Origin of the sequence: Flavobacterium sp. RSSA_27 (genome assembly GCF_051547125.1) — a bacterium.
Taxonomy (GTDB): Bacteria; Bacteroidota; Bacteroidia; order Flavobacteriales; family Flavobacteriaceae; genus Flavobacterium.
Window position 1 is genome coordinate 246,131 of sequence record NZ_JBPTTN010000004.1, and the last position, 21,717, is coordinate 267,847.

General features: G+C 34.8%; 22 protein-coding genes. 5 read left to right on the top strand and 17 right to left on the bottom strand.

Features of this window, described 5'->3' with window-relative positions:
• Positions 1–16 precede the first annotated feature (16 nt).
• A complete protein-coding gene (locus ACSVH5_RS07460; protein WP_438060813.1) occupies positions 17–256 on the top strand; it encodes a GlsB/YeaQ/YmgE family stress response membrane protein in 240 nt (79 codons plus the stop codon).
• 102 nt (positions 257–358) lie between these two features.
• Here the strand turns inward: ACSVH5_RS07460 and ACSVH5_RS07465 are convergent, their stop codons facing one another.
• Both ACSVH5_RS07465 and greA read right to left on the bottom strand, forming a co-directional pair.
• Entirely contained in the window at positions 359–748 is a 390-nt protein-coding gene (locus tag ACSVH5_RS07465) for an HIT family protein (protein ID WP_438060814.1), read from the bottom strand.
• An 11-nt stretch (positions 749–759) separates the two neighbouring features.
• On the bottom strand, positions 760–1,236 hold the full coding sequence (gene greA, locus ACSVH5_RS07470; protein WP_342690055.1) for a transcription elongation factor GreA: 477 nt from the start codon (positions 1,234–1,236) through the stop codon (positions 760–762).
• A 249-nt stretch (positions 1,237–1,485) separates the two neighbouring features.
• Between greA and ACSVH5_RS07475 the strand changes: the two genes are divergently transcribed.
• On the top strand, positions 1,486–1,899 hold the full coding sequence (locus tag ACSVH5_RS07475; protein ID WP_438060815.1) for a Rieske (2Fe-2S) protein: 414 nt from the start codon (positions 1,486–1,488) through the stop codon (positions 1,897–1,899).
• Between the two features lie 185 nt (positions 1,900–2,084).
• Here the strand turns inward: ACSVH5_RS07475 and ACSVH5_RS07480 are convergent, their stop codons facing one another.
• From ACSVH5_RS07480 to ACSVH5_RS07540, 13 genes are all read right to left on the bottom strand, one after another.
• Positions 2,085–4,718, bottom strand: coding sequence for a TonB-dependent receptor (locus tag ACSVH5_RS07480; protein ID WP_438060816.1), 2,634 nt, complete (start codon positions 4,716–4,718; stop codon positions 2,085–2,087).
• Positions 4,719–4,799: 81 nt separating this feature from the next.
• Positions 4,800–5,510 carry a GLPGLI family protein gene (locus tag ACSVH5_RS07485; protein ID WP_438060817.1) on the bottom strand — a complete coding sequence of 237 codons (711 nt, stop codon included), beginning with the start codon at positions 5,508–5,510 and terminating at the stop codon, positions 4,800–4,802.
• Positions 5,511–5,574: 64 nt separating this feature from the next.
• Complete coding sequence (locus tag ACSVH5_RS07490; protein WP_438060818.1) at positions 5,575–5,814, bottom strand: hypothetical protein; 240 nt, start codon at positions 5,812–5,814, stop codon at positions 5,575–5,577.
• 191 nt (positions 5,815–6,005) lie between these two features.
• Complete coding sequence (locus ACSVH5_RS07495; protein ID WP_438060819.1) at positions 6,006–6,689, bottom strand: GLPGLI family protein; 684 nt, start codon at positions 6,687–6,689, stop codon at positions 6,006–6,008.
• 123 nt (positions 6,690–6,812) lie between these two features.
• The gene (locus tag ACSVH5_RS07500) at positions 6,813–7,067 is read right to left on the bottom strand and encodes a hypothetical protein (RefSeq protein ID WP_438060820.1); all 255 of its coding nucleotides are present in this window, start codon (positions 7,065–7,067) and stop codon (positions 6,813–6,815) included.
• Positions 7,068–7,345: 278 nt separating this feature from the next.
• On the bottom strand, positions 7,346–8,068 hold the full coding sequence (locus ACSVH5_RS07505; protein ID WP_438060821.1) for a GLPGLI family protein: 723 nt from the start codon (positions 8,066–8,068) through the stop codon (positions 7,346–7,348).
• 49 nt (positions 8,069–8,117) lie between these two features.
• A complete protein-coding gene (locus ACSVH5_RS07510; protein WP_438060822.1) occupies positions 8,118–8,387 on the bottom strand; it encodes a hypothetical protein in 270 nt (89 codons plus the stop codon).
• Positions 8,388–8,547: 160 nt separating this feature from the next.
• Positions 8,548–10,710, bottom strand: coding sequence for a TonB-dependent receptor (locus ACSVH5_RS07515; RefSeq protein ID WP_438060823.1), 2,163 nt, complete (start codon positions 10,708–10,710; stop codon positions 8,548–8,550).
• Between the two features lie 246 nt (positions 10,711–10,956).
• On the bottom strand, positions 10,957–11,358 hold the full coding sequence (arfB, locus tag ACSVH5_RS07520) for an alternative ribosome rescue aminoacyl-tRNA hydrolase ArfB (protein ID WP_438060824.1): 402 nt from the start codon (positions 11,356–11,358) through the stop codon (positions 10,957–10,959).
• A gap of 2 nt (positions 11,359–11,360) precedes the next feature.
• Positions 11,361–13,496, bottom strand: coding sequence for a DUF4301 family protein (locus ACSVH5_RS07525; RefSeq protein ID WP_438060825.1), 2,136 nt, complete (start codon positions 13,494–13,496; stop codon positions 11,361–11,363).
• Positions 13,448–14,077 carry a nicotinamide riboside transporter PnuC gene (gene pnuC / locus ACSVH5_RS07530; protein ID WP_438060826.1) on the bottom strand — a complete coding sequence of 210 codons (630 nt, stop codon included), beginning with the start codon at positions 14,075–14,077 and terminating at the stop codon, positions 13,448–13,450. The genes ACSVH5_RS07525 and pnuC overlap by 49 nt, the downstream gene beginning before the upstream one ends.
• Positions 14,074–14,790, bottom strand: a complete 717-nt coding sequence (locus ACSVH5_RS07535; protein ID WP_438060827.1) for a geranylgeranylglyceryl/heptaprenylglyceryl phosphate synthase — start codon at positions 14,788–14,790, stop codon at positions 14,074–14,076. The genes pnuC and ACSVH5_RS07535 overlap by 4 nt, the downstream gene beginning before the upstream one ends.
• A 63-nt stretch (positions 14,791–14,853) precedes the next feature.
• A complete protein-coding gene (locus ACSVH5_RS07540) occupies positions 14,854–15,492 on the bottom strand; it encodes a 4'-phosphopantetheinyl transferase family protein (protein ID WP_438060828.1) in 639 nt (212 codons plus the stop codon).
• A 296-nt stretch (positions 15,493–15,788) separates the two neighbouring features.
• On the opposite strand from ACSVH5_RS07540, the gene ahcY reads away from it, so the two are divergent.
• The 3 genes from ahcY (at position 15,789) to ACSVH5_RS07555 (ending at position 20,756) form a co-directional block, all read left to right on the top strand.
• Positions 15,789–17,105 carry an adenosylhomocysteinase gene (gene ahcY / locus ACSVH5_RS07545; RefSeq protein WP_438060829.1) on the top strand — a complete coding sequence of 439 codons (1,317 nt, stop codon included), beginning with the start codon at positions 15,789–15,791 and terminating at the stop codon, positions 17,103–17,105.
• Positions 17,106–17,296: 191 nt separating this feature from the next.
• Positions 17,297–18,400 carry a fatty acid desaturase family protein gene (locus ACSVH5_RS07550; RefSeq protein WP_438060830.1) on the top strand — a complete coding sequence of 368 codons (1,104 nt, stop codon included), beginning with the start codon at positions 17,297–17,299 and terminating at the stop codon, positions 18,398–18,400.
• Between the two features lie 43 nt (positions 18,401–18,443).
• On the top strand, positions 18,444–20,756 hold the full coding sequence (locus ACSVH5_RS07555) for a patatin-like phospholipase family protein (protein WP_438060831.1): 2,313 nt from the start codon (positions 18,444–18,446) through the stop codon (positions 20,754–20,756).
• A gap of 64 nt (positions 20,757–20,820) precedes the next feature.
• Here ACSVH5_RS07555 and rpmA read toward each other — a convergent pair whose 3' ends face one another.
• The gene (gene rpmA / locus ACSVH5_RS07560) at positions 20,821–21,081 is read right to left on the bottom strand and encodes a 50S ribosomal protein L27 (RefSeq protein WP_159687546.1); all 261 of its coding nucleotides are present in this window, start codon (positions 21,079–21,081) and stop codon (positions 20,821–20,823) included.
• Positions 21,082–21,105: 24 nt separating this feature from the next.
• On the bottom strand, positions 21,106–21,534 hold the full coding sequence (gene rplU / locus ACSVH5_RS07565) for a 50S ribosomal protein L21 (RefSeq protein WP_438060832.1): 429 nt from the start codon (positions 21,532–21,534) through the stop codon (positions 21,106–21,108).
• Between the last annotated feature and the right edge of the window lie 183 nt (positions 21,535–21,717).

Here is a 21,717-nt window from a genome sequence, read left to right on the forward strand (position 1 = left end):
CTTTAAAAATATACTTATGGAATTTTTGTATTTTCTTTTGATAGGCGCCATTTCTGGGTGGCTAGGTGGACAACTTTGGAAAGGTAGTGGTTTTGGGTTATTTGGAAATATCATTATGGGTATTATAGGGAGTAGCATTGGAGGCTGGCTCACTGGGAAATTAGGAATTGGCGGCGGTGGTCTTCTTTGGCAAATCATTATTGCCGCTGGAGGCGCTTGGGTACTGCTTTTCGTTATCAGTTTATTCAAAAAATAATTTCATAGTTCCTTCTCAAAACAATTTTCAAAATGGGTATAAAAAAACACGAACAGCACTTAAGAATCGCTATTCGTGTTTAACTATATTAAAAAAAGAATTTTATAAATTTTGTTGAATCTTAGTTGCTAAAGCTTCGAACTCCTCTTTTGTCAAAGCGACTTTATTTTGAAAACGCATCTCGTTCATTTCATTAATCGGAATCAAATGCACGTGTGCGTGAGGTACTTCTAATCCAATTACAGCCATACCAATACGTTCGCAAGGGACTGTTTTTTCAAGTGCAGCGGCTACTTTCTTTGAGAAGCGCATCAAACCAAGATACAATTCCTCATCCATATCAAAAAGTTTGTCAATTTCTTGCTTAGGAATACAAAGTGTATGACCCGCTGCGTTGGGATTCACATCCAAAAAAGCTAGAAATTGCTCGTCTTCTGCTACTTTGTAGCAAGGAATTTCGCCATTTACAATTTTGGTAAAAATACTACTCATCACTATTACTTTTAGTCTCGAGAAATTTCTATAATTTCAAACTTCAAAACTCCGTTAGGTACAGTAATTTCGGCTACTTCACCTACTTTTTTACCCAACAAACCTTTCCCGATAGGAGAAGTTACTGATATTTTTCCGGTTTTCAAATCCGCTTCACTTTCAGCTACCAAGGTATATTTCATTTCCATGCCGTTCCCTTGATTTTTAATTTTCACATTAGAATGTACCAATACTTTAGAAACATCCAATTGTGATTCGTCAATCAAGCGGGCATTGGCGTATACTTCCTCCAATTTAGAAATACGCATTTCTAACAAACCTTGTGCTTCTTTGGCAGCATCATACTCTGCGTTTTCAGACAAATCGCCTTTGTCTCTCGCATCTGCAATATCCTGCGACGCTTTCGGACGCATCACTCCTTTTAGGTAATCCAATTCGTCTTTTAACTTTTTTAATCCTTCTGCTGTATAATACGATACTTTACTCATAACTGTTTTACATTAATAATTAAGTGGTTTTCACTGTCACCTTGCACATCAAACCCATACAATACTATTGGTTTTCTTACGTTTTACAGTACATTACCTGACGGATATAAAATAGAAAAAATCCCATCAGGACGGGATTTCTTTCCGCAAATATACTAATTTTTTTTTGCTATAATTAAATGTTAACCTTAACTATTCCAAAGTTAATTAAATTAAATTTGTTTCACTAATCTTTGATCCTATTTTAAAATGATAAAAAAACTGCTTTTCTTATTCGTAATTGTACTTATATTAAGCTGTAGCGACAATGGAGTCACAAACAAAAACCCATACATTCCCAATTACTCCTTTACCGTAGATATCAACACTAGTTTGCCGGCCTACTCCAACTTAAAATTCCCAAGTAATGCCATTTTTTACGCAGGAGCAGGCGCTCGAGGGCTTATCGTATTCAATACCGGAAGTGGTTACAACGCGTTCGATGCCGCTTGCCCGAATCAAGCACTTAGCAGTTGCTCTACCCTAACCATCAAAGGCATCAACGCCATTTGTCCCTGCGACAGCAAAGAATACAGCTTATTTACTGGCTTAAGCGACCTACAATATCCCCTAAAACAATACCGAATAGAAGTTATCGGAACTGTGATTAGAGTGTATAATTAAGATTTGGGCGTGCCACCTCACCACAAAGGGGGCAACTCATCTTGCTGGTGAGTGGCCCCCTTTGTCGTGAGCTGTCGGACTATCCGCGCTACTTCGGTAGCCAGCTCCAAATGAAATTCACTGAACTCCTATGAAAATAAATGTATAGTGAAGTAATCCCTCACGCGGGTAAAGAGATTTCCAAACTACAATTTATAACTTACTGACAACATAAATACTCTTGGTAAAACGAAAGTACTTCGCTCGCTGATTAAGTAATCCGAAAAGGAATAATCATTTTTTACGGTGGTATTCAATACATTATTGACTGTTACTTCAAAACCAAAAGGGCTGTTTTTCTTCTGATAGCGCAAAGAAGTATTGGCAATATCATAAAAATTACGTTGCTGGTTAGCGTTAGTATTGCTTGTATTTTCATAGGCTAATTTGTAGGTCCAATAGTTAAAAAACGTAATTTCAGCATCTCCATTCCAAGCATCCGATTGGAATTGAGATTGAGTTATCCCTTTAAACTGACTAAATCCTTTAGTATAACCCACACTAACTGTTGGCCATTTCTTATAGGCTGTTTTAATCAAGAACCCTACTTTTTGGTTATTCCTATCATTTGAAGTTGTCACTCCATTCAAGGTTTGCAAATAATTGAACCAACTTAAACTCGTATTGAGTCGAAGATTAAAACGGTAGATTTTTTTGGTAAATGCCCCATTTATAGTATAATTCGTCTCTGGATTGTCTCTCAAAAAAGGACTGTTGACTTGATTAATTCCTTGCAAAATCACTTCATTACGAATGGTCTTTTCTTTTTTAAGAAAGCTCGCCATAGCATTCCAAGTAATTCCCCGATACATATTCATTTTGGAATACCTCAAATTTGCGGAATGAAACTGTTCATTTTCCAACAAGGCATTCCCTTTAAAAACCAAATTATAATTTTGTAGCGTGAACTGATCCGCTAACTGACTTACTTCAGGAAATCCTACTTCGAGTTTGTAATTAAAATTTAGGGTTTCTGATTTATTGAATTCAAATTCACTAGTCCATTGTGGCAACCAAACTTGCTTTTCGACCACTCTATTTCCAGAGGCTTGTTCCGTTTTCATAGCATACCAATGGCTATATAATGCGGGCTTATTCGTCCATTTTCCAATTCTAAATTTGTACTCCAATCCTACATAAGCATCATTGAGTTGATAGTTGATATCGTTACCAAAACCAGCGGTACTAAAATCATTACTACCATTGGTGGTCAACAACTGTTTTTCGGAGGTAAACAACTGAGAGCGCCCGTTGTTGTTTCCTAAAATAGTATACAAATGATTGGCATTGTTTAACACCCAATAATGCTTAAAAAGTGCATCAATAGAGTGATTTTGCACTCTTTTGATTTGATCTATTGTATAAGTGTTATCGGCTTGAATGGGAATGATACCCGTTAAAAAAGGTTGGTCCGTAAACCAACGTGTTTGTGGCGTATTTTTGTCATAAGCTTGATTCACTACAAAAGTCGTTGTATGAGCATCGTTATAACTTTTATGCCATTCTAGGTATTGTTTTATCGCGGTATTATCGGCTTGATTTAAGGTTTGAAAAACACTGCTCCCCAAATTGGTCACCGAATTAATAGTACTGTTCAAATCATTGGTACTCGATTGGTATTGCCCGTTGTAATACCATTTTTCTTTGGCATTAGGGGAATAATTCAATTTTATATTAGAAATCCCTAATAACGAACGATTGTCCCCTTTTTGCAATTTGTTTTCAAAAGCTACAGCACTATTTTGCAAATAGTCGTTGCTACTCTCCGATTGAGAAGCGGCAAACACTTTTGAAAAAATGGAGAACCCAGAAATCTCTAATTTACTTGATAAGTCATGGCTAAAATTGAGCGCCGCAAATTGTGATACACTCTGTACAAGCTCATTAGTATCATTGGTAAAACTATACAAATTGGTAAACGATTTTCGTCCCGAAAGAAAACTACTCATTCCCCCACCAAAGCGCAACAAATCATCAAAAGTAAAGGTGCGTTTTCCAATGTTGTTGGCATCGCCTATACAACTTAAATTGGTTTTTGGACTGTAATAAAACAAAGCGGCATGCGCCAAATAAAAACCATTATCGGCATTGCCAACTTCGGCTCCGGCTTCTACATCCCCAAAAACAAACTTCTTTTTATCCGCTTTAAGCTTCACATTCATAGCTAGATCCTCACTATCTGAAACCTGCTTCATGAATCCCACTTCGTTAAAATGGTCTATGACTTCGATTTTATCGAGTGCATCAGCAGGAATATTTTCTACGGCTAATTTGCTTCCGCCGCCAAAAAACGATTTTCCTTCTACCAACATTTTGGTTACCTTTTTGCCTTGTACGGTAACATTTCCTTTTTTGTCTACTTCAACACCTGGCAACTTTTCTAAAACCTCTTTCATTTTACGTTCGTTTCCGTTAGCAAAACTCTTCACATCAAAAGTCATGGTATCTTTTTTGATGACGATCGGTTTGAATTCATGTTTAATAACAATTTCTTTGAGTTGTTCGCCTGTAGGTTTTAATTTAAAATCGTGCGTCGCAATAACTGCATCTGCTTCAAGGATAAATACTTCCTCTACAAACCCAATGTAAGACACTGTGATTTCGTATTTGACCTCTTTCTCTAACTCTAAGCGGTAGCGCCCTTTATTATCTGCAATAGCAAATTTCAAACTTGCTTTTTCTTGCAACGGTTTAGCAATGACATTCGCGGATTCTAAGGGTTTACAATTAGCCTCGCCTACTACGCCAGTTATCACACGATTTTGGGCAAAGGCAAGCATTGTAAAAAAAAGAAAGAAATAAAGGAATTTGGACATGGGTTGGTTTAGTTCGCTTGTGGTAAAATTTTTTTAGGACAAAAATTAATAAATCTTACCAACAAAACTCTTTTGATATTCTTTATAATCTATCATTTTTCCTTTGGGCAGTTCAATAACTTTGTTAGAAGTTGTGTTCACTTCAATATTAGTTGCCAAAAATACCGATTTATAAAAATGTAATTCTAAAATCAAACCAGGTAAACCATTAAAGTCTTTAGGTCCATAACCATAAGGTAATATTGGAGCAAACCAAGCTATTACATTTGTAACTTTTTTTTCACCATTCCTATTCACACCCAACTTTTGGCATGTTGCTTTATAACAAACATAATCACCAATTTTTTTGGACTCTGAAGTTATGACCCAATCTTGTTTTTCATCTAAAAAAAACAAATTACCATCATCTTTTTTGATAATTATTCTAGAAGACTCTTTATCATAGTAGAAAGTGTCATTTGTGCCATATAAAATGCTACTAGTTTTTTGCAATAATCGTTCTTTTTCATCAGAATGTGTACTTACCCCCAAAACATCATTTTTATAAAACCGACTTTTTGTAGTATTAAATTCTAAAAAATATTGTTGGTTTTCTGCTCTTTTTTTCATCTCTTGATGAAGCATTTTAACTTTTGGATTTTCAGATTTCACTTCCATTTCCAAAGGCTGTATACTATAAGTTACTTTACCGAATATAGTTTGGCAATATATATTAGTGTTAATAATAACCAGTGTAATAATTAAATATTTTTTCATCTTTTTGGTTTATTAATTCAAGGTGGCTAAATCACCACCTTGAAAGTTAATTTACTTACAAACATTAATTACCATAACACCAGTCAAGCCATGCTTGATAATAATCGTGAGTTAACGTTGGGTCGTCAAAATCTGTCCCATCTGTCATCTCCATTGCAAGCTCTTGGCAAGTATCTGAATCATCTGAAAGAATAGTTTCCTCCACTTTACTCTCGTTGTTTACTACAACTTCTACTTTTACTTCAATAGTGTTTGCCATTGAAACAGCGCTAAACGCCAAAACTGCAATAGCAGTAAAAATCATTTTTTTCATTTTTGTAACGGTTTTAAATTTATAAAAAAATGTTATCCGTTACAGCACTCGAGATTAATTACAAACAATTTACTTTAATTTTCACCAAAAGATTGAAAGTTTTTTACAGCAATTCTCTCAGAAAAAAATCTTGAAAAATAAAGAAACCATTAAATAATCTATTCATTGTAGAACCTATCATACTATTTTTTAAAAAGGTTTTCAAATTCTTTTTCAGATATCATCTGATAAGATTTTTGCTTTGGTGGCACTGAAGCTTCTGTAGGTTTTAAATCTATTTTTTTGACGCCAAATAAAATATTTCTAACTTGTAATTCTAAAATTAAACCAGGCAATCCGCCGTATCCATTTGGACCATACGAAAGAGGAATTTGTGGACAATACCAAGCAATAATCGGAAAACGAAAAACACCAACACTATTTACTACTGTTTTTACAGCATTGGCCTTGTAACATACAAATCCATTTATTTCTTTGGTCACATTCTCCAAAGACCATTCGATACTTTTGTCTTTTTTTACGAGATAATTCCCGATTTCGCTGGTGGTTTCAGTATAAGAAAAAAATGCATCTTGATAAACCTTTCCTTGATATCCTGAAAAAAGCTTAGCATATCCATACCCTTGATCATCCAACCCTAAACCTTCTTTGAGTAAAAAACACGACTCTTTTGTGTCAAAAATTAATTCAAAATTTAAAAATGCAGCATTCTCCATTGCTTTCAAATAAGCGGCTTTCATCCTTGTTGTTTTTTCTAAACCCTCAAATGTGGTAATATGAACCCCATACTGAACTTTTCCATTACTAATTTGGCTCAAACAACCAAAACTAACCAAAAGCAAAAAAATGCAAAGTGTTTTTTTCATTATCATGCAGTAAAAAAAGGCCGCTTCTTGATAATGAAGCGGTCCTTGTATAAAAATGTTAATTATTTATCACATAAGAAATTTCAACAGAATATTAGTCGTGATTGCAAACTTTCACTACTGTTATGCAGGCTTAATACTTAGTTCTTTCATGCAATCCCCCCAAGCTTTAAGCCCAAACCAAAATGCTTCACTATCAGAACAGCCATTAGCTTTACATTCTGCTACAGCAGCATCTTGATCGTCTTTACAAGGATCTTCAAGTACAACGACCTCCATAGATACTATTTCACCAGCTTCTTTTACTTCAATAGTGTTTGCTACTGAAACAGCGCTAAACGCCAAAACTGCCATAGCAGTAAAAATCATTTTTTTCATTTTTGTAACGGTTTTAAATTTATAAAAAGTTTTTTGGTTAACCGTTACAAATATGTAAGAAAAAAAAACCAATTCACAATACCCACTTTTAGTGATATTTCAAAAAAAATACAAATTATCAATATATTACAAATTATTAGACTAAACGATACTGTAAGAATTTAGCAATTATATTGATGGATTTTAAGGGTTTAGTCTTTTGCTCTATTACATTATCCTTTTAAGAAATAAATTGTAAAAAACTATAGCGCTAATTTCAAGTATGGATACAATGAAAATTATAGTTTATCATAGTAAAATTTTAAAGTTTTTTCTTTAACCATAACTGAATATTCGGCTTCCCAAATTTCTTTATATTTTTTATTGAAATTACTACTGATTAGTTTATCACTCTTAAAATTAATTTTTTCTGCCAAAAAAACTACTTTGTCATCTTGATATTGTAAAACTAAACCTGGTAAACCTATTGATTCTTTTGGGCCATAAGAAATTGGAATACTTGGACAAAACCAGGCAATAATATCAAAATATTTATTTATTCGTTTTGAAGGATTGTATTTTTTGGCTATTGCTTTATAGCATTTATAACCACTAATTATCTGTGTTTCTTTTGTTGTTTCCCATACTAGGTTTTCAACTTTCACTTTAAACCTCTCTCCCATTAAGTCTGAAAAATAATACAAACTATTTTTTTGAGCAAAATACTCAATGCCACCAGAAACATTTTTTGCCATTCTATTCTCTCTTGTAGAAAAATCTAACGTTTGCTGTATGCAAAAAGTTGCTATAGTATCTGTTACTAAAAGTTCATATGAAATTTTCTTTAAAGCCTCATCAACTCCAAGATAGTGGTTTTTATTTGGACTACTTTTAATAATTTCACTGTTTTCATAGGTTCCATTCAATGGACTAACTTTATAAACTACTGAAATAGATTTTTGTGAAAAAACTTGAATCGTTACTAAAAAAAGGAATAAGTATCTTACTTTGTCTTTAAACATAATTTTATTTTTTAACTAAGACTGAATTAACAGTCTTAGTTTTCTATAATTACAATTGACCCGTTTGACAAGCGTAGTAAACACCTTCAGCTTCAGTAGCACATGTTGTAAAATGGTCACCATTAGCTTCCAACTCAAGATACGTTGCAAGAGCAAGAATTGCACAAACATCAATTACAGGCACAACTTTTTTTGTAACAGTAGCTTCTTCTTCTGATATAACTGCCTTAGCTATATCTTCTTTTACTTCAATAGTGTTAGCCATTGAAACAGAGCTAAACGCCAAAACTGCCATAGCAGTAAAAATCATTTTTTTCATTTTTGTAACGGTTTTAAATTTATAAAAAGTTTTTTGGTTAACCGTTACAAATATGTAAGAAGAAAAAAAAACATTTCACAATACCTACTTTTAGTGATATTTCAAAAAAAAAATCCAGTATCATAACAACACTGGATTTTAAAAATAATTAAACTAAAAATTAAAACTTTAAATTCAATCCTGCTAAGAAATTAATTCCTGCTTGTGGATAGTAATAAGGATAGATATCATACATATACCCATTAGACACATACTTTTTATCCAAAATATTATTCACTAATCCGCTTAACACAATTTCTTTAAAAATTGTTTTGGGTTTAAAGGTATAACTCACATTGAAGTCATTTACAAAGTAATCAGCCAGTTTTGCAGCAGGCAACTCGATGTTGTTCATAAATTGCTCTCCTACAAATTTTTGCAACAAAGACAAATGCAAAGCTTTAATAGGCGAAAACACCAATACATTGCCCACAATTACTGAAGGAGAATAAGCAATATCTCTTGTTCCATAGTACGTTCCTGTAACATTCAAATCTTCATTCTTATTAGCACTTAAAGTAAAGTTAGGACGCACCATCCATCGTTCAGACAAAGCAATAGTGGCATCCACCTCAAGACCTAAACGATAGCTTTTTTCACTATTGGAACGAATAGGTGCTCCCACATCATCTAACTTTCCAGTCAAAATCAACTGGTTTTTATATGCCATATAGTAGATATTGGTATTCAGTTGTATTGTTGAATTGTTCAAACGCCATCCCAATTCAAAGTCATCTAAGGTTTCAGGTCGAACGCCTCCATTTTCATAATCGGTGCGATTCGGTTCGCGGTTGGCTCTCGCATACGAAAAATACATCGTGTTTGCCTCGTCGAACTTAAAATTCAAACCTGCTTTGGGATTAAAAAAGCGAAAGGTATCATTCACCAAGCCCGTTTCTGGACTATCGGCTTTGTACTGTACGTGACGGTATTGCAAATCACCATACAAACTCAATTGCTCTGAAACTTGATAATTGGCTTTAGCAAAAAAGTTCCCATCAGTTTTAGTAGCAAAATCTTCATAATAACGGTCTCCCAATTCACTTTGAGAAGCGTAACGTGCCCAAATTACTTTTCCAAAATGAAGACCTTCATACTTATTATAACCTCCACCCAAAATTAATTGTAAGGCATCATTACTATAATTAGCAGAAAAAGTGGTGCCATAAAAATCATTGTCTAACCATTTTTGGCGCACCAAATCCGTTTTGTCAATCGTAGTTCCATTAATGACAATCGGGGTCAATCCATAACTAGAAAAGGTAGCGTCTTCTTTGTAATTTTCGTAATAGCCTTTCCCTTTGGTATAATGCAAGGCAAAATTAGAACTCCAGTTATCCGACCATCTTTCGTTCCAATGCAATTGCGAGTGGTCTTGTTGGTAGTTATCGGTTTCATTATCATAAAAACGAGTATTTCCTGCCTCGTCTGTATACATTCCAGCCGAATTAAAGGTTCGGTCGCTATTCAGCGTTGCACCATCAATCCCGTTCCAAGCTTGGTATGTTTTTTCTTTTCCACCAAAAACCAAGGCTTTTAGTAAAGTAGTTTTCCCTACATAAGTTCCTTGCAAGAAATACGATTTTAAGTCTGAACTAGCGCGGTCAATGTACCCGTCAGATTGTAAAACAGATAAACGTCCTGCGATTTCAAAATGGTCGTTTAACAAACCCGTACTGAATTTAACTGTGTTTTTTAAGGTATTAAAACTTCCTACTGAGCTGGCAATTTCAGCACTTGCTTCCTTGGTATACGAATCGGTTAGCATATTCAAACTCGCTCCAAAGGCTCCTGAACCATTGGTAGAAGTTCCTACACCGCGCTGCAGTTGAATACTTTCTACCGAAGAAACAAAATCAGGCATATTCACCCAATAGGTACCGTGGCTCTCAGAATCATTGTATGGAATGCCGTTGATGGTTACGTTTACTCGGGTGGCATCGCTACCACGAACACGTATCCCAGAATAGCCAATTCCGTTACCTGCATCCGAAGTAGTAACTACCGAAGGCATATAATTCATAAGTGTTGGAATGTCCTGACCTAAATTGCGGAACTGGATTTGCTTTTTAGTCAAATTGCTAAAAGAAACCGGAGTTTTAGAAGTTACACGTACTGCCGACACCAAAACATCATCCAATTGGTTGACTTTGGTAGTGTCTTGTACTTGTGCAAAAGTGATACTAGAGCATAGAAAAAAGAGAATAGAAAAAAGACGTAAAAGAACTGTCTTTGTGCTTTGTACATTGTTCTTTGTACTTTTTGAAAAAAATAAAGTGTTCATCCGTAAATAGTTTTACGAATAAAAGGGGGAATTATTCTTTTGTTTTAAATTAATAAATGATTTGTTTCTATGACAAGACAATAGCGTGCACTCTAGTATTTTGTCATTTTTTCCCTTGGCAGCATTACCCGCCCAGGTTCTTTGGGTATGATCTCAGCTCGTTATTTAGAGCACCCCTTTGAGACGGGGCAAATATAAATCATTTGTTTGAAGTTCCAAGTCTAAAGTTTAAAGTTTTTGAAACTACTAAAAATCGGGCTTCCTTCTAGATTGTTTTATATCTGACAAACTCTTTTTATCCTTAATGCGTTTTCTTATGGCCGATTTTGGGATTTTAGTGGCTTTTCTTTCTTTGGCTACAAACAAACCTGCTCGGATTATCGTCAAAAAACGCTTGATTACAATCGCTTTGTTTTTGAGTTGACTTCGGTCTTCATCACATTGCAAGATCAGGAGTTGTTCTGAGGTTAATCTATTGGCTAATTTGTTCTCTAATACTATTTTTTCTTCATCGGTTAAGGCCTGAGATTGTTTCAAATCAAAAGTTAAAACCACTTTAGAAGCTACTTTATTGACGTTTTGCCCTCCTGCTCCACTGCTTCTAACGGCCTTAAATTGCAGTTCACTTACTATTTTTTCGGCATTCATTTTTACAATGTTTGATGGGGTTGATGGGTAGGCTTGAGCAAATCATTGACATTTTTAACAGGATTAAAAGTCACCATTGGAACCTCAACAAAAACGGTAATCCACTTGGCCATGGCTCCATTCCATAAACCTGGCAATTCATAGGATTTTATGATGTCGTTTCCCAACTTTCTTTCTACGATAAATCCGCTATTATGATCTACAAACTGGCTTAAATCAAACTTTTGATTCTTGTAATTTTTTATTCCACATACCAAATCTACTGGGTTAAAATGAGTAGCACTTTCTAATATAAGTTGCTGCTTTTCATTTTTTAAATCAACTTGAGAAGACTCAACAATTTGTAAAGTCGTTCTCCCTTTGCCATCAATTACCCAAAAAGGACCGCCACCAGGTTCTCCTTCATTTTTCACCATACCACATACGCGAATAGGACGATCTAAAACATATAGCAAGTCGTTTAGCTTATTTTCAAAAGTAAATTTTGAAAATCCTTTGTTTAACTCAATACTCAATTCATTTTGGATAAAAGTCATGATTTCGGCAACCTCTGATTCACTTACTTGTTGTTGCTGAATGGCTGCTACATACTTAAAAACGCGCTGTTGCAATGTTACTAAAATCCCAGCCAATCCTTTTTTGTATAGGGCAATAGCCTCTAAATGATTTTGAATGACATTATCGATGTTCTTAATAAAAACAATGTCAGCATCCAAAGCATTAAGGTTTTCAATCAAAGCACCATGACCACCTGGTCGAAATAAAAGTTCATTAAATTGGTTCTTCACCAAATGATTATTGGCATCAACTATTACAGAATCGGTAGATTTATCTTGATACGAATACCCAATCTCAATTGTTGTTTTGGACTGCGCTTCGATGTTACTTTTTAATTCTTGCTCTAATTTTTCAAATAATACTTGATGTTCCTGAGTAATGGTAAAATGCAAAAATGATTTTTGTTGCACTGAGGCATAGACCACACTTTCATTTAAATGTTCTTCAAATGGAGTAGCAACATGATCGCTATACTGATGAAAAGGCAAAACGCCTTTGGGTTTACTCGCAAAATCAAAATAATCCGAATGCAATAAATAGGTAATAAAATAATAATTTTTCTGATCTGCTGACCAAAAATCAAAATCAGAAAAATCAGCTCGAAGTTGTTGATCTATGGCCTTATAAAAAGGAAATTTATCCATCCCAACAATAAAAAGTGACAGTTCCAAATCGTGTTTCCTATTTATGTAAGCATTAATACTTTCTGAATTATAATGGAAATCCTTTAAAAATTCGTTCAAGAAGTTGAACATACGCGTTGCCGCACCTGAAGCTGGTACTAATTTTTTTAACTTTAAAGAGGCTTTATTAGCATCAAAAAAAGCAGCTTTCTCTACAAACATCTCCGTTGTTAAATGCAAAATTCCATCATCAATTGTTGCAGGTCTATCTAAAATGGTTTTGACAATTCCGTTTTTATAAATAGTCAATTGTTCTTGTACTTTGGCTATGGGAATACCGTGTTCATAGATCTGTACAAAATCCAAAGAATCGATTCCCATTTTTTTAGCCTTACGTAACTCTTCTAGGATAGCTATTGCTTTGTTCAAACGGGTTTCTTTATCACCCGTTAGCGTAATAAATGGTTTTTTGTTATCAACAAGTGACTGTTTGAATACCGAAAAAATAGATTCTCTTCCTTCGGGACTATCTCTCAAACCGTCATCTTCCCAAGGCACGTCAATATCAGTAAGGAAAAACAAATCGTATTGATGCGCTCTAGCCGCTTTATCCAACAAGGAATCGCAAAAATTGTAATACAGTTCAGAAAACACTTTGGTCACCATTAGATTGGTATCACAAAACAAATAACCATTTGCGATAGCAGCGCTTTCATTTTCTAATTTGGTTTGGCCATAAGCAATAGGCAGCATATCATCGATGTCACAAATGCCACGCCCGCTATCTAATTTTTCTTGGAGATAATCTCGGGCAAATTCGGGCACCCAAACTGTTTTATAATACTCGGCTAATTGTTTGGCCAAAGTAGTTTTACCTGTAGATTCAGGCCCAAAAATAGCAATTCGTATTATTTCTGAAGCTCCTGCTTTGGTGAGCTGTTTAAGATTTTCTTCCATTCTAAATAAGCCAAGATGGCCAAAATTGTAAAAATTAAATATTGTAAAGCCAGCATTCCTAATCCTCTATAGGCAAATAACGGGACTGCAATACAATCGCCAAGAATCCATAAAGACCAGTTTTCAATTTTCTTTAAGGCCATATACCACATGGCTGTAAAAAAAATACCTGACGTAAAAATATCAATATAATTAGGAATTTCAAGTGTATAGTCAAAAAAATCATACACCAGATAAGTGGCAAAAAGAGTGATTAGAAATAGAACTAAACCAATTGTTTTTTCGTATTTTGATGTGCGTGTAATTGCCAGATTCGATTGGTTGGATTTTGACATCCACTTGTACCAGCCGTAAACACTCATGATGGAATAATAAATATTCATGGTCATGTCGCCATAATAACTGGCTTGGTATAAAAGATAGACCGTTATGATGGTCGAAATTAAACCGGTGGGATACACCCAGATGTTTTCTTTTCGTGCAAAGTAAACACTCAGAATTCCAAAAACGAATGCGATGAATTCTAAGGCAATTTGTGTATTTGTTGCGTTTTGGTATTGCTTGATGAAAAATTCTATCATGAAGTAAAGAAATTTAGGTCATTTTCAAAAGCAGTTCCGATTACTACCACATCAGCTCCTGCTTCATACGCATTTTGTATCCCTAACAAAGAGGTAATGCCTCCACCAACAATCAAAGGAATAGTGGTATTTTTTGCAACTTCCCGAATCATTTCTAGTGGAACCGATTGTTTTGCGCCACTTCCTGCCTCGAGATAAATGAGCTTATGCCCTAGCATTTCGCCTGCCATCGCGGTATTACAAACCTCCTCGACATCGATTCGTGATATGGGTGTTGTTTTACTCACGCGAGCTACTGCCGTTTCGTTACCACTTTCTATTAATAGATAACTGGTAGGAATAATTTCTAAGTCGGTTTTTTTGAGAATTGGCGCTGCTTTTACCTGATGTTCGATTAAAAAATCGGGATTGCGGCCTGATAGTAAGGACAAAAACAAAATACCATCGGCGTGAATAGAAATTTGAGATGGATTGCCAGGAAAAAGCACAATAGGTAACTCACAACTGCTTTTAATCAGGAGAATCAACTCATCTATAATATTATGAGTTACATGGCTTCCTCCAATAAAAACGTGAGTTGCAGGTGATGTTATAATCTTATCTATTAAAAGAGGAACTTCTTTTAAACTAATTTTATCGGGATCGAGAAGAATAGCAAGGAGCTTGCGTTTTTCTTTTTTTGCCAATAGAATATCTTGATAAATGTTTTTCATAATAATCATCTTACAGCTATTTGCTGAGTTGACACAAAACTACTGAAAGAATACATACTATTGCTAGTTTTTTTCAAAAGCATAAACTAGAGTAAAAGAATCGAACTCATCAAAGCAAATAGTAAACCATTGCTGCTTTTTTTCGAAATCCAAAATGGCTGTGGTTTCTTTTTGGTCTAACTCAAATGGACTGACTTTGATGTGGTTCTTAAAACTAATACCTTTCTCGTTGCATATTTTGAAAATGGCTTCTTTGGCACCCCATTTTACGGTTACCTTGCGAATATAATCTTCTGTTGAGAAGCTTTGCAGTCGAGATAACTCAGCAGTATCGACAAATTTATCGGCGATGCGAAGGATTTTTTCTCGTTGCAATTCGATATCAATCCCGACGGTTTGAGTGCTTATGATAATGGCAGAGAATTCGTGGGAATGGGTGATGGATATGTATTTTTTGTCATTCAAATGAGGTTTACCTGAAGCATCGTAATACAAATCAAAGTCGGTATATCCAGCTTCGGCTAGTAATTTTCGAACACTCAAAAAGGCGCGTTGGTGCAGTTGGGACTTCATTCCGTTGAGTCGTTTTGTACTTACTGCATTTAAGTGCACTTGTTCGTATAAATCCGAGAACGTCTCGGTGATGTGCCAAACGTAGAGTGTGGTTTCTTGAGTATACTGGAGGGTTTTGAATAACGGCATTTGTAAATAAGGTATCGTTTATAGTTTGGTTTTTGAATACAATTCTCTTGTTGTTTAGCACATTGCCTAGCCCTGATGGGAACGGCATCCTTGTATGGCGGGGTTCGCCATACAAGATATAGTGGACAGCAGGATTAGCTCCTTAAAAAAAACTACTCCTTTTGATTCAACAGCGACTTTAGTTAAGAATCTAATTATTAACAAATTAAACAATTCACAAATCTTATAGAAATTCGTTTATTTCTAAACTTATTGCGTAAATTTGCAAAAAATTTCAATATACAAATATACTATAAATGAGTACAGCAACTATGCCTTATGTGGCTTACAAAGTGAAAGACATTTCCTTAGCAGCTTGGGGAAGAAAAGAAATTGAATTAGCAGAAGCTGAAATGCCAGGTTTGATGGCACTTCGTGAAGAATACAAAGACGAACAACCTTTGAAGGGAGCTCGTATTGCAGGATGTTTACACATGACGATTCAAACTGCAGTTTTGATCGAGACTTTGATTGCGCTTGGAGCTGAAGTGACTTGGAGTTCATGTAACATTTTTTCTACTCAAGATCAGGCTGCTGCTGCTATTGCTGCTGCTGGAATTCAGGTGTATGCTTGGAAAGGTCTTGACGAAGAATCGTTTGATTGGTGTATTGAGCAAACATTATTCTTTGGTGAAGACAGAAAACCATTGAATATGATTTTGGATGACGGTGGAGATTTGACTAATATGGTTATTGATCGTTACCCAGAATTAGTTCCTGGAATCAAAGGATTGTCTGAAGAAACTACTACTGGTGTTCACAGATTATACGAAAGAGTAAAAGCGGGAACATTACCAATGCCAGCGATCAACGTAAACGACTCGGTTACTAAATCTAAATTTGACAACAAATACGGTTGTAAAGAATCTGCTGTTGATGCAGTTCGTCGTGCTACCGATATTATGTTGGCTGGAAAAAGAGTAATCGTTTGTGGATACGGAGACGTAGGAAAAGGAACAGCTGCTTCTTTTAGAGGTGCTGGATCTATTGTAACGGTTACTGAAATTGATCCAATTTGTGCTTTACAAGCTGCAATGGACGGTTTTGAAGTTAAAAAATTAGACACTGTTATCGCTACAGCTGATATCATTATCACTACAACTGGAAACAAAGACATCGTTTTGGGTTCTCATTTTGAAAAAATGAAAGACAAAACTATCGTTTGTAACATCGGACACTTTGATAACGAAATTGATATGGCTTGGTTGAACAAAAACCACGGTGCTTCAAAAATTGAAATCAAACCACAAGTTGACAAATATACTATCAACGGTAATGACATCATCATCTTAGCTGAAGGTCGTTTGGTTAACCTTGGTTGTGCTACAGGTCACCCAAGTTTTGTAATGAGTAACTCATTTACTAACCAAACGTTGGCTCAAATCGAATTGTGGAAAAACAGTGCCGCTTACAAAAATGAAGTGTATATGTTACCAAAGCATTTAGATGAAAAAGTAGCAAGATTACACTTAGCCAAATTAGGTGTTGAATTAGAGACTTTACGTCCTGATCAAGCAGAATATATTGGTGTTGAAGTTCAAGGTCCATTTAAGCCTGAATATTACAGATACTAGTAGTAAGAATTAAGTACAAAGAATTAAGACAAAACCCTTACAGGAAACTGAACTACATTCAGTTGTACTGTAAGGGTTTTGTATTTAAGAAATCATCGATAACAAACTAAACCACTACAAATCAAAACAAAATTAATTTTTTTTGAATATTTTTATGATGTAAATAAATTCTATTACTAAACTATTGCGTTATGAACAATACTGAAGTTAAACCCGAATTTCTACGCCCTGGGAAAGATGATTTTTTCAGAAAATTAAACAAAGAAGTCCAAGAAAAGGTTTTGAAAGATAAAAAACCTAAGTACAGAAATAGGCTAAAAGCCTTATTGTTGTTGCTCATTTTTATAGCTTCCTATAGCAGCATTCTTCTTTTTGGCAACTCCACTCCCCTATTATTTCTTTCGTATCTTTTTATGGGGTTTTCGATGATTTTACTATTTGTAAACTCCTTTCATGATGCCAGTCACGGCGCCCTTTTTTTTACTAAAAAGCAAAACAGAACCTTTTGCTATATTGTGGATCTCTTTGGATCGAATAGCGAGATTTGGATTCAGCGCCATTTAATACTACACCATCCATACCCAAATATCCAGCATTGGGATTGCGATATTAAGCAAAGTGATGTGGTTCGTATATTTCCCAATAGTCCAAGATATTCATTTCATCAATACCAACATATTTATATGTGGTTGCTGTATCCATTTTACACCCTTATTTGGTTGTTCATTCGGGATTTTAAAGATTTTTTTGGCACCAAAGACAATTATCTTAAACGCGTATATACCATTCCTCGTATGGAATACCTTAAACTTTTTGTTTCTAAAATTTTCAATTTATGCTATATGCTGTTAATCCCATTTTGGATGCTTGATCAAAAATTCACAACGATTCTTTTGGCTTGGCTTGTCATGCACCTTTGTTCTAGTCTCTTTGGTGTAGTAGCACTAATCTCGACTCATGTTGACGAAGACTCTATCTTTCCAGAAGTACCAAAAGACGGCAAAATGAATCTTACTTGGGCCGAACATCAAATGAGAGTAACGAGAGATTTTAATGCCGGTCATCCCCTCTTTGATTTTTTATACGGAGGATTTACCCATCATGTTGCGCATCATCTGTTTCCTACGGTTGGACACACCTATTATCCCAAAATAACCCCCATTATTCAAAAATATGCAGAAGAAAATCAGTTGCCCTACCAAAGTCGTCACGCACTAAATGCGATACATTCCCATTTTAAATTATTAAAAAATTCGGGACAAAAGGACACCCTTTTATTTTCTTCTGAACTTTAATCCTATCTTTAGAGAACATAAATCACATTAAATCCACAGTATTTTGAAAAAAACCATCCTTTATTTTTTCTGTCTAGGTTTATGGACGAGTACCACGATTCTGTGGGGTCAAACTCAAAAACCAAAAGTTGCTTTAGTACTTAGTGGTGGTGGTGCCAAAGGGGTGGCTCATATCCCCCTTTTACAAACCCTAGATTCCTTAGGAATAGTTCCAGACCTAATCGTTGGTACTAGTATGGGCAGCATAGTGGGTGGCTTATATGCCATGGGATATTCTGGAGATAGTATTGCCAAAATTGCCAAAACAGTCAAATGGAACGAACTCCTAGGCGGGAAAATTTCCTTAAACAATGTAAGTGTTGAAGAGATGGGTGAATTTGATCGTTATCTAATCGATATTGACGTCAAAAATTATAAACCAAAAATCAAACCTTCGCTCTTAAATGATCAAAATTTAAGAGAATTTTTAGCCGTTCTAACCAATCCTGTATATCATGTGACCAATTTTGATGAGTTGACTATTCCCTATCGTGCTGTAGCCACTGATATTCTTAATGGAAAATTAGTGACCCTAGACGAAGGGTCTTTAGCTTTGGCTATGCGTGCAAGCATGTCCATTCCTGGTGCTTTTAGTCCTATATTTCATAACAATACGGTCCTTGTTGATGGTGGGTTACTTGATAATTTCCCTACAGACATCGCAAAAAAAATGGGCGCTGATATTATAATAGGTAGTGATGTAGGTGATGAAAAAGTTACCGCAAAAGATTTAGAAAATTTATCCAATTTACTTTTTCAAGCTACCATGCTTACAAGTAACCTTAAAAACGAAGACAATAAAAAACTGTGTGACATTCTTTTAAGTCATTTTCCAAATTTAACTTATTCCACAGGTGATTTTGGGGCCGCCAACGAAATCTATAATCAAGGTAAAGTGGCCACCAACCAAAACCTAAGTGCACTTATTGCACTAGCCAACCAACTAAAACCTTACAAAAACATTAAGCACACAATTACAACCCATCAAAATAGTCAGTTAATCGACTCTATTGTTTACAAAAACATAAGCAAAGCTAATCTTAATCTAGTCGAGCAACGATCAGGACTTGCTCCGTTTCAAAATTATACAGTCAATGAAATTGCTGATGGAGCTAGAAAAGCTATGGGAACCAATTTGTTTAATCAAATTTATTTTTCGACTACTAGTGAAAAAAATAAAAATATAGTAACCATTGAAGCCTCTGAGTATTATAAACATCAAATCAAAGCCTCGTTACATTTTGACACCTTTCGTGGGTTTGGTGCCATTGTAAATTATACCGGAAGAAATCTTTTAGGCGAATCATCAAGAATACTTATCACAGGTGATATTGCTCAACAACCTCGACTTAGAGTGCAATATCAAAAGATATTCTCCAAAGATAAATCATGGTGGTGGCGATCAGAGTTGTATACCCAATCGTTAACCCAAGATGTTTATATAGACAACAAAAAAGCTGAAAATATTTTATTTAACGGGATTGTATTCGAAAACCAAATCAATAAGAATATTAATTTCTTAAAGAGTTATTTTGGTTTTAGTTTAGATTATAATTACACCCATTTACGCCCTAAAACTGGGGCCGAATTTAATAACCGTTTCTTTTTATCGAGTTATTATCTCAACTTGTTTCAGGCCAATGTTTATTATTCCTTAAATAATTTAAACAAAGTTTTTTTTGCAACCAATGGAAACAAAATTGAGATTAAGCTTAGCCGTTCATTGATACAGGATATAGACTATAATTTAGTGAACACGAATATCCCTAATTTTAGTGGAGCATTGACCCCTTTCACACAATTTAGTACAAATTATGAAGCCCGCATTCCGCTTGATAAAAACACCCTAATTCTTGGTGCCAATGCAGGTTTCACTTTTGAAGACAGTGCTAAAGGGGAGAAAATCTCGGCAACAATTTATGGCTATACTTCCAATTTCTTTTTGGGAGGTTATTTTGCCAACCCAATAAAAAGAGGGGTGAAATTTATGGGATTACAAGAAAATGAAGTCAATCCAAGTCAATTTATTAAAGGCAATATCGGACTACAAACCCATTTGACTACTAACATTTATTTAATCCCACATTGTGATTTTGCTATATTAGGCTTTAAGAACTTTAACGAGTTTAGCAAAAACTTTAGCAACCCAAAAGGTGAATGGCAAAATCAAGTCAATACAAGCCTTTTACTTTCTGGCGGGGCTACGGTTTCTTTTGACACCTTTCTAGGGCCTATTTTATTTGATGCTTCATGGATCAATAATAAAAAAATTAAAGCTTTTTTCAATATTGGGTTTGTTTTTAACCCTTCTTTATAAAGGTATACCACAAAAAAAGACCTATCAAAATGACAGGTCTTTTACATAATTATAATCCTATTTCTTATGCTTCAAATGGAAGTACAGAAACGTATGATTTATTATCTTTTTTCTTTTGGAACTTCACAACTCCATCAACCTTAGCGTGTAAAGTATGATCTTTACTAATGTAAACATTAGCACCTGGATTGTGTTTAGAACCTCTTTGTCTTACGATGATGTTCCCAGCAATAGCAGCTTGACCACCAAAAATCTTAACGCCTAGACGTTTTGATTCTGATTCTCTACCATTCTTAGAACTACCGACACCTTTCTTGTGAGCCATGACGTATTGGTTTTAATATTGTTATTATTCTTTTGTATCTTCTTTTTTAGCTTTAGGAGCTTTTTTTACTTTAGGAGCTGGCGCTTCTTCAGTGGTTGCTTCAACTGCTGCTTTTTTTGGAGCTGCTTTTTTAGTTGTTCCTGCTGCAGTAATACCTTCAATTACAATTTGAGTAAGATATTGTCTGTGACCATTTCTTTTTTTGTATCCTTTTCTTCTTTTCTTTTTGAAAACGATAACTTTATCTCCTTTTAAGTGTTGTAACACTTTAGCTTCTACTGAAGCACCTTCTATAGCTGGGGCGCCTAAAGTTACATTTCCATTATCGTCTAATAAAAGAACTTTGTCAAAAGAAACTTTTGAACCTTCTTCATTAGCCAAACGGTGAACATAAACCTTTAAGTCTTTGCTTACTTTAAATTGTTGCCCTGCTATCTCTACGATTGCATACATACCAAATTGATTTATTGATTTTTAAGGTTGCAAATATACAACTAAAAATTAATCCTGCAATCTAATGACTAAAAAATATTTACAGACCTGTTACCCTCTGATTTTTAAGCTATTTACAGTGCTTGAACTAATGTTAAAATCAAATTAAAACAAGATTAATTTTACAATAAAGACTAAAATAAA